A 13,907-nucleotide genomic window follows, 5' to 3' on the forward strand; every position below is an offset into this window, starting at 1 on the left:
AAGATGGCGGGGTGCACCGAGGACCCAAGACAGCCGTCGCCGCCATATCCGCTGCACTGACATTGCTCGCCGGATCCTGCTCCACCGACACCGCGTCGGAGGTCGACGCCCGGGCCGAAGCCTCGACGATTCCCGAAGCGTTCACCAAACTTCCGTCCACCCGCGCGGTCGGCGACTGTGCCCCCGGCAGCGGCGTCACCTCGCGGGACGGCGTGCTCACCATCGCCACCGACAGTCCGTCGTACCAGCCGTGGTTCGTCGACGGTGACCCGTCCAACGGCAAGGGCTACGAGGGCGCCGTCGCCCGGGAAGTGGTCGAGAAGCTGGGATACGGTCCGGACCAGGTGCAATTCGAGACCGTCGCATTCAACGACGCGCTGGCGGCCGGCGAGAAGAACTTCGATTTCGCCATCGACCAGTTCACGATCGTCGACACGCGGCGCGAGACGGTCGATTTCAGTTCGCCCTATTACGCCGTCACGCAGTCGGTGCTGGCGCTGAAGAACTCTCCCGCTGCGAGAGCCAAATCCCTCGCCGACCTCGCGCCGTTCCGCCTCGGGGCACAGGTGGGGTCCACGAGTTTCGACGCCATCACCCAGACCGTGCAGCCCCGCCAGGCACCGGTCAGTTTCACCACCACCGACGACGCCAAGGCCGCCCTGGCCGCGGGCGACATCGACGCATTGGTGGTGGACATCCCGACCGGGTTTCAGATCACCGCCAACGAGGTGAAGGACAGTGTTCTCGTAGGGCAGTTCCCGCGCCCGAACGCCGTCACCGAATTCTTCGGCCTCGTGCTGGAGAAGAACAGCCCGCTCACCGCGTGCGTCTCGGCGGCCGTCGATTCGCTCTACGCCGACGGGACGCTGGACGCCCTTGCCGCCGAGTGGATCACCGACACCGGCGGCGCGCACGTCCTCGATTGAATCAGGCGTACAGCTCGACGAACGTCTTCAGGGACTTCTCGATGTCGCCCTTCAGCGCCTTCGCGACACCCGAGCCGATGGGTCCGAACAGCGGCGCGCCACCGAGTTCGATGGTGAACGCCACCTCCGACGCGTCGCCCTTCGCCTTGACGTCGAGCACCATTCCGAGCTTCACGCCACCCTTGCCGTCGCCCTTGAGAACGATGCGGTTCGGGGCGTCGTATTCCTTGATCGTCCACTTCACGCGGTTGCGGAGTCCCTTGACCGTGACGACGGAACTGATCTCGGTTCCGGCCGTAAGCGTCTCGGGAAGTTCGCCGCGCCAGCCGTCGTGGACGACGAACCACTTGTCGAAGTCCTGCAGATTCGAGGCCTTGTCCCAGGTGTCCTGGGGGCTGAGGGGAACATCGGTCTTGACCGTGAGTTTCGCCATTGGTGCAGCCTAACGGCCTGTGAGTACTTATTAACCGCGGGCGGTTAATAAGTACTCACAGGCCGAAGGCATCAGTGGGAGACGGCCTTCTCGACACCGACACCGGTGAGCGAGCGGACCTCCATCTCGGCCTGCTTGGCGGGATCTTCCGCCTTGCCGCGGCCGACGTAGGTGCCGACGACACCGAGCACGAACGCCAGCGGGATGGAGACGATGCCCGGGTTGGCGAGCGGGAAGTAGTCGAAGTCGGCGTCGGGGAACATCGACGACGGCTTGCCGGACACCGCCGGCGAGAACGCGATCAGCAGCAGGCAGCTGACGAGGCCACCGTAGATGCTGAACAGGGCGCCGGTGGTGTTGAACTTCTTCCAGAACAGCGAGTAGAGCAGCGTCGGCAGGTTGGCCGAGGCGGCCACCGCGAAGGCGAGCGCCACCAGGAACGCGATGTTCTGGCCCATGGCCATGATTCCCAGGACGATCGACACGAGACCGATCACGACGACCGTGATCCGGGAAACCCGCACCTGGGACTCCTCCGACGCGTGTCCGCGCTTGATGACGCTGGCGTAGATGTCGTGAGCGAACGACGCGGACGCCGTGATCGCCAGCCCCGCCACCACCGCGAGGATCGTTGCGAACGCGACCGCGGAGATGATGGCCAGGAAGATGGTGCCGCCCAGTTCGAACGCGAGCAGCGGCGCCGCCGCGTTCTCCTTGCCGGGCGCTGCGAGGATGACGTCGGGGCCGACCATCTTGGCGGCACCGTAGCCGAGGACGAGCGTGAACAGGTAGAACGCGCCGATCAGTCCGATCGCCCAGGTGACCGAGCGGCGGGCTTCCTTGGCGGTGGGGACGGTGTAGAACCGCATCAGCACGTGCGGCAGACCCGCGGTGCCCAGGACCAGGGCGATACCGAGCGAGATGAAGTCGAGCTTGCTCATCGAGCTGATGCCGTACTTGGCGCCGGGAGCGAGGATGTCGCGGCCCGCGATCGCCTCGTTCGTCGAGCCGGCGACCGTCGCCTGGGCGTCGGCGAGCAGCTGGGAGAAGTTGCCGCGCACCGCGAACAGCACGAGGAAGAACATGATGCCTGCACCGGCGACCAGCAGCACCGCCTTGACCATCTGGACGTAGGTGGTGCCCTTCATACCGCCGACCAGCACGTACACGATCATCAGCACGCCGACGACCGCGACGACGACGCCCTGACCGACCTTGCCGTCGATGTTCAGCAGCAGAGCGACGAGTCCGCCGGCGCCCGCCATCTGCGCGAGCAGGTAGAACAGCGAGACCACCAGCGTGGACAGCGCCGCGGCCATCCGCACGGGACGCTGCTTGAGCCGGAAGCTCAGCACGTCCGCCATCGTGAACCGGCCGGTGTTGCGCAGCAGTTCCGCGACCAGCAGCAGGGCCACCAGCCAGGCGACGAGGAAGCCGACCGAGTACAGGAAGCCGTCGTAGCCGTACACCGCGATGGCGCCGGCGATGCCGAGGAACGACGCCGCCGACAGGTAGTCGCCGGCGATGGCGAAACCGTTCTGCGGTCCGGAGAACTGACCGCCGCCGGTGTAGAAGTCCGAGGCCTTCTTGGTGGTGCGGCTCGCCCGGATCACGATGGTCATCGTGATCACGACGAACGCCACGAAGATGGCGATGTTGAGGAGCGGGTTCCCGACGTCGGTGCCGACTGCGAGCGTGGTGATCACTTGAGGGGTCCTTCCAGCTCGTCGCGGATCGCGGCGGAGCGCGGGTCGAGTTCCCGGTTGGCGAACTTGACGTACAGCGCGGTGATCACGAACGTGGTCACGAACTGGCCGAGACCGAGGATGATGCCGAGGTTGATGTTGCCGATCACCTTGGTGGCCATGAACTCGGGCGCGTACGTGGCCAGCAGGACGTACGCCGCGTACCAGGCGAGGAAGAACGCCGTCATCGGGAAGACGAAACTCCGCAGGCGGTGTCGCAACTCCTGGAACTCCGGGCTCGCCTGCATGTCTACGAAGGCTTGCGCATCAGGGGCACGCCGCTTCTGCGGTGCGCCCTCACTGAGATCGGCTGTGGTCACTGCAGACTCCTTGGTCGTGTGAAGTGAACTGGTTACCGACGTTAGTGAGAGTTGAGTCACAGAAATAGGTTGTGGTGCCTGTCACACGGCGAGCTGCCGGACTGTGCGTCGAACGGTCCCCCGACCGCGACGAGCGGCTCCGCCGCCCGTGCGTGCCCCAGGAGTGCAGAGACTCGTCAAGCACTCACGGGGAGCGGAGCTCCCTCTCGCGGTCGGAGCCCACATCGAGGCGTTCGGGGGCGTGCATGCGGGTGAAGATCCTGCTGAGGTCGGCGGGAATCTGGCGCTTCGTCACCTTGCTGACCAGCACCATCGTGACGAAGGCCAGCGGAACGCTGACGGCGGCCGGGTACGCGACCATCGCCGCGGGCCACCCGTTCCAGGCGTCGGCGGTGAAGCCGCCGAGCACCGACACCCCGGCCGCACAGCCGGCGACGAGTCCGCCTGCGACCATCCCGGCACCCGCCCCGGCGGCGGTCAGACCACGCCACCAGATGCCGAGCACGAGCAGCGGGCAGAGGGTCGACGCCGCGACCGCGAACACCAGCCCCACCGTGCGCGACAGGTCCAGCGACGTCACCGCCAGTGACAGCACCAGCGGCACCGCTCCGGCCAGCACGGCGGCGAGCCGGAAGTCCCGGATCCGCCCGCGCAGGACGTCGGTGCTGAGCACTCCGGCGATGCTGACGAGCAGGCCGGACGACGTGGACAGGAACGCCGCGATGGCCCCGGACGCCACCAGCGCGGCGAGCAGTTGCCCGGCCCACCCGGAGATCACGGAACCAGGCAGCAGCAGGACCGCGGCGTCGGACGTGCCGGTGATGAGCAGCTGCGGGACGTACAGCCGCGCGAACACCCCGAGCAGTGTCGGGAACAGGTAGAACACTCCGAGCAGCCCGACCACGGCCAGCGACGTCAGCCGCGCGGCCCGCCCGTCGGGGTTCGTGTAGAACCGGACGAGCACGTGTGGCAGCCCGAGCGTGCCGAGGAACGTGGCGAGGATCAGCGAGTACACCTGGTACATCGGGTGGTCGCCGCCGAATCCCCAGCCGGGGGCGATCCAGTCGGAGTTGTCGGCGGGCGCGCCCGCCACCACGGGCACCGGTGCGCCCGCCTCGAGGGTCATCGACGTGCCCTCGCCGAGGTGGTGCTCCCCCGGCTCGAGGCGAACGTCGCCGGTCGCCTCTACCCCGTCGATCGTCCCCGACCCGCCGACGGTCACCGGTTCGGACACCTGCACGACGACGTCGGTGGTGATGTCGACGGTGGTCTGCTCGCTCACCGTGGGTGGTGCGGCGGCGCCCAGTTCGTGGTGGTCGCCGAAGAAGTACACCGACAGCACCAGCGCCGGGATCGCGACCGCGGTGAGTTTGAGCCAGTACTGGAAGGCCTGGACGAATGTGATGGACCGCATGCCGCCGCCCACCACGTTGGCGATGACGATGAGCCCGACGACGACGGCCCCGACCCAGGTCGGCACCCCGAGCAGGATGTTCAGGGTCAGCCCCGCGCCCTGGAGTTGCGGCACGAGGTACAGCGCGCAGACGGCGGCGACGACGAGCATCGCCAGGGTGCGGAGGCGACGGGAGCCGAGCCGGAACTCGGCGAAGTCCGGGACCGTGTACGCGCCGGAGCGTCGCAGCGGTGCGGCGACGAACAGCAGCAGCCCGAGGTAGCCGGCCGTGAAGCCGATCGGGTACCAGAGGGCGTCCGCGCCGTATTTCGCGATCAGGCCGGCGACGCCGAGAAAGGATGCGGCCGAGAGGTACTCGCCCGAGATGGCGGCGGCGTTCCACCGCGGTCCGACGCTGCGGGAGGCGACGAGGAAGTCAGACGTGGTGCGCGCCAATCGCACTCCGTAGATGCCGATGGCCACCGTCGCGATGGCGGCCGCGGCGAGACCGGCCAGGGTCAGCCAGGGAATGGGTTGATCGGGGGTCACGGGATGCTCAGTCGTCCACCAGGTCGGCGAATTCCTGTTCGTTGCGCTCGGCCTGCCGCACATAGATCCAGCCGGTGGTCAGGAGCACCGGGTACACGAGCGCCCCGAGCACCACCCAGGGCAGCCGGATCCCCAGCACCGCCACGTCCGACAACGCCGGGAACAGGAACATCACGAGCGGCACCGCGCACAGCAGGCACGCCGCGAGGAGCGCGAGCCGGATGGCCAGCACGAGCTGGGTGCGCACGAGCCCCCGGATCATCGCGTCCCCGACCGCGGTCTGTTCCTGCACCTCGACACGGGTGCGGACGATCCGCGCACCGCGGCGCTGGGCGAGGACGACCCGCACCCGCTCCGGCGAGCTCATCGCGCGGTCCACGTTTGTTTCGGCGCCCGGACCAGCCGGTCCTTGAGCATCCGGGTGTGCCTGCGGCTGACCGGCAGTTCGACGGGCGGGTGGTCGCCGTGCGCGCGGAGGCACACGACGAGACCGTTGCCGACGGTCCGGATTCCGGTGACCCGCGGCAACGCGACGAGGTACGAGCGGTGGACCCGCAGGAACCCGGCGTCCGCCCAGCGCGTCTCCAGTGCCGAGATGGGGATGCGGACGAGGTGGGAGGCGTCCGCGGTGTGCAGGCGGGCGTAGTCGCCGTCCGCTTCGACCCACTCGACGGAGGACCGGTGCACGAGCGTGGTGATGCCGCCGAGTTCGACCGGGATCACCTCGTCGGTGGGGGCGGCCGGTCCCGCGTCGACCCGCCTGCGGCGCCCTTCGACGATGCGGCGCACGGATTCCGCCAGCCGTTCCTCGCGCAGGGGTTTGAGGAGATAGTCGACGGCGCCGAGGTCGAATGCGGCGACGGCCCGGTCGTCGTGGGCGGTCACGAACACCACCTGCGGCGGGGATGCGAAGTTCGCGAGGATCCCGGCCAGCTCGAGACCGTCGAGTCCGGGCATGTTGATGTCGAGGAAGACGGCGTCGATCTCCCCGTCCCGGAGGATGCGCAGCGCCGTGGTGGCATCGCCCGCGGTCCGGATGTCCCCGACCGCGTCCTGGGCGCGCAGCAGGAACGCCAGCTCGTCGAGGGCGGGTTTCTCGTCGTCGACGGCCAGCACGGTGAGGGGTGCGTCCGGAGACTTGTCGTCAGTGTGGTTCACAACGACAGCAATCGTCGCACGGACCCTCCCCGTTCATGTCGAGATCCCCCGCCGGAACTTCGGGACGCGCATGCTCACCTTGGTGCCCGCACCGGGCGCGGTCTCCACCACGAGTCCGTAGTCGTTGCCGAACGCGGCGCGCAGGCGGTCGTCGACGTTGGCGAGCCCGACGTGCGCCGCCTCCTTCACCCCCGACGTCTCGGCCACCGAGTCCAGTGACCCCGACCGCAGCAGTTCGGGATCCATGCCGACCCCGTCGTCCTCGACGCTGATCACGCAGTCGGTGCCCTCGTCGGCGGCGACGATGCTGACGGTGCCACCGTCAGGTTTGGCGGCGATTCCGTGCCGCACCGCGTTCTCGACCAGCGGTTGCAGCGCGAGGAACGGCAGCACCACGTTCAGCACCTCCGGCGCCACCTGCAATTTCACCGCGAGGGCGTCGCCGAACCGGGCGCGTTCGAGGGTGAGGTACCGGTCGATGTTGCGCAGTTCGTCGGCGAGCAGGGTGAACTCCCCTGCCGTACGGAACGAGTACCGCGTGAAGTCGGCGAACTCGAGGATCAGTTCCCGGGCGCGATCCGGGTCGGTGCGGACGAACGACGCCACCGTGTTCAGCGCGTTGTAGATGAAATGCGGGCTGATCTGTGCGCGCAGCGCCCGGACCTCGGCGCGGTCGAGTCGGGCGCGGGACGCGTCGAGGTCGGCGAGTTCGATCTGGCTGCACGCGTACCGGGCAACCTCCGTGACGGCGCCGAGCATGCCCGGGCCGGGGTCTTCCGTGGTGACGATGCCGAGCACCCCGACCACGCCGGTGGCCTCGATGAGCAGGGGCTGGGCGATCAGTGCCCGCACCGCGTTGTCGCCCGCGCCCCGGACGAGGCCGCCGTAGGCGACGAGCACCCGGCGTTCCCCGTCGACGGCGCGGGCGGCCGCGTCGTGCAGTTGTTCGGTCATGGCCTCGTGCGGTCCGCTCCATGCGAGGAGGTCACCGGCGGCGTCGAACACGCCCAGCGCCTGCGCGCCGGTCAGCTGGCGCAGGTGCGGTGCGGCCTCCTCCGCCGACGTCTCGTCGAGCCCCCGCCGCAACGGGCGCGCCGCCAGCGACGCCGTGTGCAGGGTGGTGTGAACGGCCCGTTCGGTGGGTGTCGTCAGCTCTCGCCGGGCGCGCAGCCACACGGCGGTGAACGCGACGACGGGAATGAGGACGAGCAACGCGACGACGGCGACGACGGTTCCCGTCATTCGCCGTCGTCCAGTCGGGCGATCAGGGTCTTCGGGGCGACGGCGCGGTAGGCGTCCTCGACGATGTCGGCGACGTCGTTCCAGTCCTGCGGGACGTCGAGATAGACGCCGATCCACCCGCGTCCCCCGACGTACGGCGGGACGAAGAACCTGCCGGGGTCACGCTGCACCCAATCCTGCTGCGCCCCCGGCGGAGCCGCCGCCCAGAACGACACCCGGTCGTCGTGGTGGCGGTCGGCGAGCGTCGCGAACTGTGGCGCCTTGCGAACGAACCACGCCGGTTCGCCGTGACTGACCCGTTCCGTCGCTTCGGGCAGGGCGAGGCACAGCGCACGCAGCCGTGCGAGATCGGCCTTCTTCACGGTGTTCCTCCCTCGGGACACGTGTCGGGTGCGGGCACACCGGCGAAGCGGTCGGCGATCCACTGCACCGCCCCGGGAACGGAGCGCCCGTCCGCGTGCCCTTCCCCGGGCCGGGAGTCGAACTCGACGACGTCCCCGAGTGCGCACGCGTGATCGACGGCCCGCGAAGTCCATTGCGGCAGAATGAGGTTGTCCCGGTCCCCGACCACGACGAGCATCGGCCCGCCCGCGCCGTTCCGGGGCAGGGCGATGTCCTCGAGCCACCCGCGCATGCGCTCGGCATCGGCCTCCGTCCGCGGACCCGTGTCGGCCGGGGTGAGTTGGGTTGCCACCGTCCACTTCTCGGGGAGTTTCGCGACGACGCACGACAGCGTGACGTCGGGCGTGGCGGCGAGCGCGCCGCGCATGTAGTCGTCCGGATTCAGTTCGGGGTGCATCACCTTCAGTCCCTCGAGGAGATAGGGAAGGAACATCTTCTGCGGCAACGACAGTGGGTCGACGGTCCCGTCGGCGACGATCCCCGACAGATCGGCAGCGGGTGACAGATTCGCCGAACCGACGAACTCGAGCCCGTCGCCGTAGTCGTCCGCATGCTCGGCCGCGGACCACGACGCCTGACCGCCCTGTGAGACCCCGATCGCCGCCCAACGCGTCGACGCGTCCGGCACCACGTTGCGCGCCGCCCGGACCGCGTCGATCAGGTCGTAGGCGGCGGTGTCGGGTTCGAGGTAGGGATGCGGGCCGTCCGTGCCGAGCCCTTGGTAGTCGGTGACGGTCACGACGTACCCGCGCTGCAGCAGCGGGCGGACGAGGTTCGTCGTGCCCAGCAGGGTCGGTGACGACGAGGGGGCGCATTCGTCGGTGACGCCCGTGGTGCCGTGCCCGACCGTGACGACGGGCCTGCCCCCGTCCGGTGCGGGGCCGGCGGGAGTGAAGACCGTGCCCACGACCTCCGAGCCGCCGCCGTCGACACCGGACGTCGACCGGTAGACGACCCGGGTGGCCGTCGCGCCGAGGGCGGTGATCGCCGGATCGATGTCGGGCACCGGCTCCCGGCTGGTCAGCGCGCCACGCTGATCGCCGGTCGGCGCCGACGGAACGGTAGGGGCGGAGGGTGCGGCCACCGAGGTGGTGGGAGACGGGCTCGGGGACGCCTCCTGCGTCGTGCAGGCGGTCAGCGCCACGACACCGGCAAGGGCGACCACGGCGGTTCGCACCGGACGCACACCCACCTCGCACCTCATTCGCGACGTCTCCGCACCCGCTCCTCGGCTGCTGCCTCCTCCACATCGAGGCCTTCCAACACGCTACGCATCACCTCGTCGTCGAGCGTTCCCGCGTCACGGGCGGCGATGATCGCCTCGCGCTGCGCGCGCAGGGCGGCGCGCCGGTAGTGGTCGAACAGTGCGCCGGCCCGCTGCTTCTCCGCGGCGTCCTCCGCCTCCTCGGCCTGGAGCCTGGCCCGCATCGACCGCCGCACCCGGTCGAGGATGTCGATCAGGTCGGCTCGGTTGATTCCCTCCGGCGGGTGTTCGGCGAATTCGACGAGGGCCCGTTCGCCGGATTCGCGGGAGATCGCGCGGGCCAGGTTCACCTGGTCCTCCTCGCGTTCACGTTCGCCGGGATCCGCCAGATCGAGTTTCCGGATCAGCAGCGGCATGGTGGCACCCTGGATCAGCAGCGTGCCGACGGCCACGACGAACGCGATCGCCTGGATCACCTCGCGCCCCGGAAACGGCTGCCCGCTCGCGATCACCACGGGCACGCCGGACGCGGCGGCGAGCGTGACGACCCCGCGCATGCCCGCCCAGGACACGACGAGGCTCTCCCGCCACCCGAGTTCCACCGAGCCGCCCGGCGCCTCGATCGCCAGCCCGAACCGGCGGCGGAGCCAGTGCAGCAGGATCCACGCCGGCCGTATCGCCATGACCACGGCGAGGACCGCGAAGCCGTAGAAGAAGACGTGGTGCACCGGCAGACCCTGGTCGCGGACGTCGTCGATGACGAACTTCAGTTGCAGTCCCATGTAGGCGAACACGAACATCTCGAGCAGGAGGTCGACGCTCTCCCACAGCGACCGCTCCTGGATGCGGGTGGCCACGGAGGCGTCGGTGGCCTTGTGCCCCATCAGGAACCCCGCGGCCACCACCGACAGCACACCGGACGCGTGCACCTCCTCGGCGGCGAGATACGCGGCGAACGGGAGCATCAGCCCCAGCACCGTTTCCAGCGGGGAGTCGTACATGCGGTGGCGCACCCACTCGACGATCTTCGCGAGGACCAGTCCGATCAGGACCCCGCCGACCACCTCGTAGCCGAAGAACACCACGGGATGGACCGGGATCTTCGCCCCGACGACGGCGGAGACGGCGACGGTGAACAGGGTCAGCGCGGTGGCGTCGTTGACGAGTCCCTCACCGGTGAGGATCGCGATCACCCGGTTCGGCAGGCCGAGCCTGCGGCCGACCGCGACGGCACTGACCGCGTCCGTCGGCGCGACCACGGCGCCGAGGACCAGCGCGGCGCCGAGCGTGAATTCGGGGACCAGCCAGTTGGCGAAGAAGGCCACCCCCACCGCGGTCGCCAGGACGGTGAAGATCCCCAGCCGGAGAATCGGTGCGAGGTGGCGCCGGAACGTGGCCACCGAGAACTTGAGCGCCGCGGAGTACAGCAACGGCGGCAGCACCACACCGAGGATGGCCTCCGGGTCGAGTTCGAGGCGCGGCATCCCGGGGATGAACGACGCCACCGACCCGATGGTGACGAGCACCAGCGGCGCCTGGAGGTCCCGGCGCTTCGCGAAACTCGTCACGGCGATGGCCGCGATGATGACGAGGAGCACGAGGACGCCGTTCACGACACCGATTCTGCCGCGCCCGCCCGCCGTGCGCGGGTCATCTCCGAAGACGCGTGTGGGCCCCGGTCCGAGAACCGGGGCCCACGCGCGTCTGTGTGCGAGGTGTTCACTCCTTCGGAGGAACAGCCTTCTTCGCCGCGTCGGCGGCCTTGTCGATCTTGTCGCTGTACTTGCCGCCGGTCTTGCTGTCCGCGACGTCGGCGGCCTTGTCGATGGCGCCGTGAACCTTGTCCGCGTTCTGCGAAGCGGCTTCCCTCCCCTTGCCCAGCAGGCCCTTCAGTGTGTCGACGAAACTCATCGTTCTTCCTCCTCCGGTGCATGCGCACGCATTCCGACCGAGTTCGATCACTCGCCGTGCACCCAGTCTCACAGCATTGACTCGGCGACGCCAACCGTTCGAATCGTCGCGAGCGGTAATCGCGTCAGTGCACGCCCGGCAGGTCTTCCGGCACCGCGAAGAGGCGGCGATGCTCACCGTGCAGGCGGCCCGTCACCCACCATCCGATCTCGACGAGAACCACTCCGACCAGGCCGCACACGAGAGCGGAGGTGGTGGCACCGACGTTGGTCGGATCGAGTTTGAAGAACTCCCGCGTGAACGGCAACGCGAACAGGATGAGATATCCCGCTACGGATCCGAAGATCAGCACCAGCTTCCACCACACGTACGGCCGCGCGACCACGGCCAGCACCCACAGCGCGATCATGATGAGCGTGATCAGTGCCGACGTGCCCGCCTGGATTTTCTGCGTCTCCGTCTGATCCGGGCCGGAGTAGACGAGAAGATACGAAATGAACGTCGTGACACCGATGATCACACCCGACGGCACGGCGAGACGCATCACGCGCGGCACGAAACCGGAGCGCGCCCGCTCGTTGTTGGGGGCCAGCGACAGGATGAACGCGGGTATGCCGATGGTGAACCAGGCGGCGATCGTCACGTGCCGGGGCAGGAACGGGTACGGGATGGGCTCGAAGTGGAAGATCTGCGACAGCACACCGGACAGACCGATCAGGAACGCCAGCAGCACCGAGTACACGGTCTTGGTGAGGAACAGGTTCGAGACGCGTTCGATGTTGCCGATCACCCGGCGGCCCTCACCCACCACGTAGGGCAAAGTGGCGAACTTGTTGTCCAGCAACACGATCTGCGCCACCGCGCGGGTTGCGGGGCTGCCCGAGCCCATCGACACCCCGATGTCGGCGTCCTTGAGGGCCAGGACGTCGTTGACACCGTCGCCCGTCATCGCGACAGTGTGCCCGCGAGACTGCAGGGCCCCCACCATCTCCCGCTTCTGATCGGGGCGCACGCGGCCGAATGTGGTGGACGTTTCCAGGGTCTCGGCGAGGGCGTCGCGGTCGTCGGGCAGTTCGCGGGCGTCGACGGGACGGTCGCCGCCGGGCAGTCCGAGCGATCCGGCCACCGCACCGACCGACACGGCGTTGTCCCCCGAGATGACCTTCACCGTGACGTTCTGACTCGCGAAGTACTCGAGGGTGCCGCGGGCGTCGGGACGCACCCGCTGCTCCAGGATCACCAGTGCCCGCGGCGTGATCGCACCCGGCGCCGCGGGGTGGTCGACCGGGACGTCGCAACTGCCGAGCAGGAGCACCCGCAGTCCCGAGGATCCCACGTCCTCGGCCTGCCGGGCCATGTCGCTGCCGGGGTCGAGCAGCACGTCCGGCGCACCGAGGACCCAGTTGCCGTGGGCGCCGTACGACTGTCCGCTCCACTTCTTGGCCGAGGAGAACGGCGCCTCCGCGGTGACGTCACCCCACCCGGGGTCGTCGGGAAACGCCTCCTTGATCGCGAGGACGCTGGCGTTCGGCCGAGGGTCGGACGCCGCCATCGCGGCGAGTGCCGCACGGGACGGTTCGGTGTCGGCGGTGTCGGCGCAGCGCAGTTCGGACAGCCGCATGCCGTTCTCGGTGAGCGTTCCGGTCTTGTCGGCGCACACCACGTCGACCCGCGCGAGACCTTCGATGGCGGGCAGCTCCTGCACGAGGCACTGCCGCTGACCGAGCCGGACCACCCCGACCGCGAACGCGATCGACGTCATCAGCACCAGACCCTCGGGCACCATCGGGACCAGCGCCGCCACCATCCCGCTCAGCGCCGGCCGGATCGACTCGCCGCTGGAGAACAACTGGTTGTAGATGATCAGCAGACCCGCCGGAATCATCAGGTATGTGATGAATTTCAGGATCTTGTCGATGCCGCTGCGCAACTCCGAGTGCACGAGCGTGAACTTGCTGGCCTCGTCCGCGAGTTTCGCGGCGTACGCGTCGCTTCCGACCTTCGTGGCACGGTAGCAGCCGCTGCCGGAGGCAACGAAGCTTCCCGACAGCACCTGCTGGCCGGCGTCCTTGTGCACGGGGTCGGCCTCACCGGTGAGGAGGGACTCGTCGACGTCGAGCGACATCGCCTCCACCACGACACCGTCGACGACGATCTGGTCGCCGGCGCCGAGCTCGATGATGTCGTCGAGCACGACCTCCCGGGGTGCCATCGCGACCGCGGCACCGTCACGGCGCACCACCGGTTTGGTCTGGCTGACGATCGCGAGCTTGTCGAGGGTCCGCTTGGCACGGACTTCCTGGATGATGCCGATCCCGCTGTTGGCGATGATCAGGAGGCCGAACATCCCGTCGATGATCGAACCGGAGGCCAGCACGATGATCAGGAGGACACCGAGGATCGCGTTGATCCGGGTGAACACGTTGGCGCGCACGATGTCGCGCACGGATCGGCTGGCTCGATCGGGAACGTCGTTGGTCTTGCCTGCCGCCACCCGCTCCGCCACCTGGGCGGCTGTCAACCCCTCCACTGCGACGACTGCAACGCTGTCGGTGCCCGTTTCGTCGTATGCCATGGTCAAAGGCTACGCAACGAGGCTCGGCTCCGAGGGGATGCGCGCCGGA

The 13,907-nt window shown here is 68.9% G+C and carries 13 protein-coding genes; 1 reads left to right on the forward strand and 12 read right to left on the reverse strand.

The features are described 5' to 3' along the window. Positions 1-11: 11 nt before the first annotated feature. The gene (locus DTA22_RS23770) at positions 12-926 is read left to right on the forward strand and encodes an ABC transporter substrate-binding protein (protein WP_112301110.1); all 915 of its coding nucleotides are present in this window, start codon (positions 12-14) and stop codon (positions 924-926) included. A 1-nt stretch (position 927) separates the two neighbouring features. Here DTA22_RS23770 and DTA22_RS23775 read toward each other — a convergent pair whose 3' ends face one another. The 12 genes from DTA22_RS23775 to DTA22_RS23830 all read right to left on the reverse strand — a co-directional run bounded on the left by DTA22_RS23775 (position 928) and on the right by DTA22_RS23830 (position 13,858). Continuing rightward, a complete protein-coding gene (locus DTA22_RS23775) occupies positions 928-1,359 on the reverse strand; it encodes a type II toxin-antitoxin system Rv0910 family toxin (protein WP_009478084.1) in 432 nt (143 codons plus the stop codon). Between the two features lie 71 nt (positions 1,360-1,430). Continuing rightward, positions 1,431-3,065 (reverse strand): solute symporter family protein, encoded by a 1,635-nt coding sequence (locus DTA22_RS23780; protein ID WP_037234400.1) that lies wholly within the window; start codon positions 3,063-3,065, stop codon positions 1,431-1,433. After that, entirely contained in the window at positions 3,062-3,424 is a 363-nt protein-coding gene (locus DTA22_RS23785; RefSeq protein WP_005260521.1) for a DUF485 domain-containing protein, read from the reverse strand. The genes DTA22_RS23780 and DTA22_RS23785 overlap by 4 nt, the downstream gene beginning before the upstream one ends. 184 nt (positions 3,425-3,608) lie before the next feature. Then, positions 3,609-5,366, reverse strand: a complete 1,758-nt coding sequence (locus tag DTA22_RS23790) for a sodium/solute symporter (RefSeq protein WP_112301111.1) — start codon at positions 5,364-5,366, stop codon at positions 3,609-3,611. A gap of 7 nt (positions 5,367-5,373) precedes the next feature. After that, positions 5,374-5,733 (reverse strand): hypothetical protein, encoded by a 360-nt coding sequence (locus DTA22_RS23795; RefSeq protein WP_011597296.1) that lies wholly within the window; start codon positions 5,731-5,733, stop codon positions 5,374-5,376. Further along, positions 5,730-6,524, reverse strand: a complete 795-nt coding sequence (locus DTA22_RS23800) for a LytR/AlgR family response regulator transcription factor (RefSeq protein ID WP_037234407.1) — start codon at positions 6,522-6,524, stop codon at positions 5,730-5,732. Before DTA22_RS23800 ends, DTA22_RS23795 begins: the two co-directional genes overlap by 4 nt. A gap of 33 nt (positions 6,525-6,557) precedes the next feature. Then, on the reverse strand, positions 6,558-7,766 hold the full coding sequence (locus tag DTA22_RS23805; protein ID WP_037234410.1) for a histidine kinase: 1,209 nt from the start codon (positions 7,764-7,766) through the stop codon (positions 6,558-6,560). Then, the gene (locus DTA22_RS23810) at positions 7,763-8,128 is read right to left on the reverse strand and encodes an MmcQ/YjbR family DNA-binding protein (RefSeq protein ID WP_112301112.1); all 366 of its coding nucleotides are present in this window, start codon (positions 8,126-8,128) and stop codon (positions 7,763-7,765) included. The genes DTA22_RS23805 and DTA22_RS23810 overlap by 4 nt, the downstream gene beginning before the upstream one ends. Further along, complete coding sequence (locus DTA22_RS23815; protein WP_112301113.1) at positions 8,125-9,372, reverse strand: lipase family protein; 1,248 nt, start codon at positions 9,370-9,372, stop codon at positions 8,125-8,127. The genes DTA22_RS23810 and DTA22_RS23815 overlap by 4 nt, the downstream gene beginning before the upstream one ends. After that, positions 9,369-10,985, reverse strand: coding sequence for a Na+/H+ antiporter (locus tag DTA22_RS23820; RefSeq protein ID WP_037234420.1), 1,617 nt, complete (start codon positions 10,983-10,985; stop codon positions 9,369-9,371). Before DTA22_RS23820 ends, DTA22_RS23815 begins: the two co-directional genes overlap by 4 nt. A gap of 106 nt (positions 10,986-11,091) precedes the next feature. Then, the gene (locus DTA22_RS23825) at positions 11,092-11,283 is read right to left on the reverse strand and encodes an antitoxin (protein ID WP_005244012.1); all 192 of its coding nucleotides are present in this window, start codon (positions 11,281-11,283) and stop codon (positions 11,092-11,094) included. A gap of 124 nt (positions 11,284-11,407) precedes the next feature. Further along, positions 11,408-13,858: an HAD-IC family P-type ATPase gene (locus tag DTA22_RS23830; protein ID WP_112301114.1), complete on the reverse strand. Its 2,451-nt coding sequence runs from the start codon at positions 13,856-13,858 to the stop codon at positions 11,408-11,410. Positions 13,859-13,907: the final 49 nt, after the last annotated feature.

Source organism: Rhodococcus wratislaviensis (assembly GCF_900455735.1).
Classification (GTDB): domain Bacteria; phylum Actinomycetota; class Actinomycetes; order Mycobacteriales; family Mycobacteriaceae; genus Rhodococcus_F; species Rhodococcus_F wratislaviensis.

Coding starts and splice junctions, on each gene's coding strand:
- DTA22_RS23825 (WP_005244012.1), bottom strand. CDS start 11,283: ATGAGTTTCGTCGACACACTGAAGGGCCTGCTGGGCAAGGGGAGGGAA.
- DTA22_RS23815 (WP_112301113.1), bottom strand. CDS start 9,372: ATGAGGTGCGAGGTGGGTGTGCGTCCGGTGCGAACCGCCGTGGTCGCC.
- DTA22_RS23830 (WP_112301114.1), bottom strand. CDS start 13,858: ATGGCATACGACGAAACGGGCACCGACAGCGTTGCAGTCGTCGCAGTG.
- DTA22_RS23775 (WP_009478084.1), bottom strand. CDS start 1,359: ATGGCGAAACTCACGGTCAAGACCGATGTTCCCCTCAGCCCCCAGGAC.
- DTA22_RS23805 (WP_037234410.1), bottom strand. CDS start 7,766: ATGACGGGAACCGTCGTCGCCGTCGTCGCGTTGCTCGTCCTCATTCCC.
- DTA22_RS23795 (WP_011597296.1), bottom strand. CDS start 5,733: ATGAGCTCGCCGGAGCGGGTGCGGGTCGTCCTCGCCCAGCGCCGCGGT.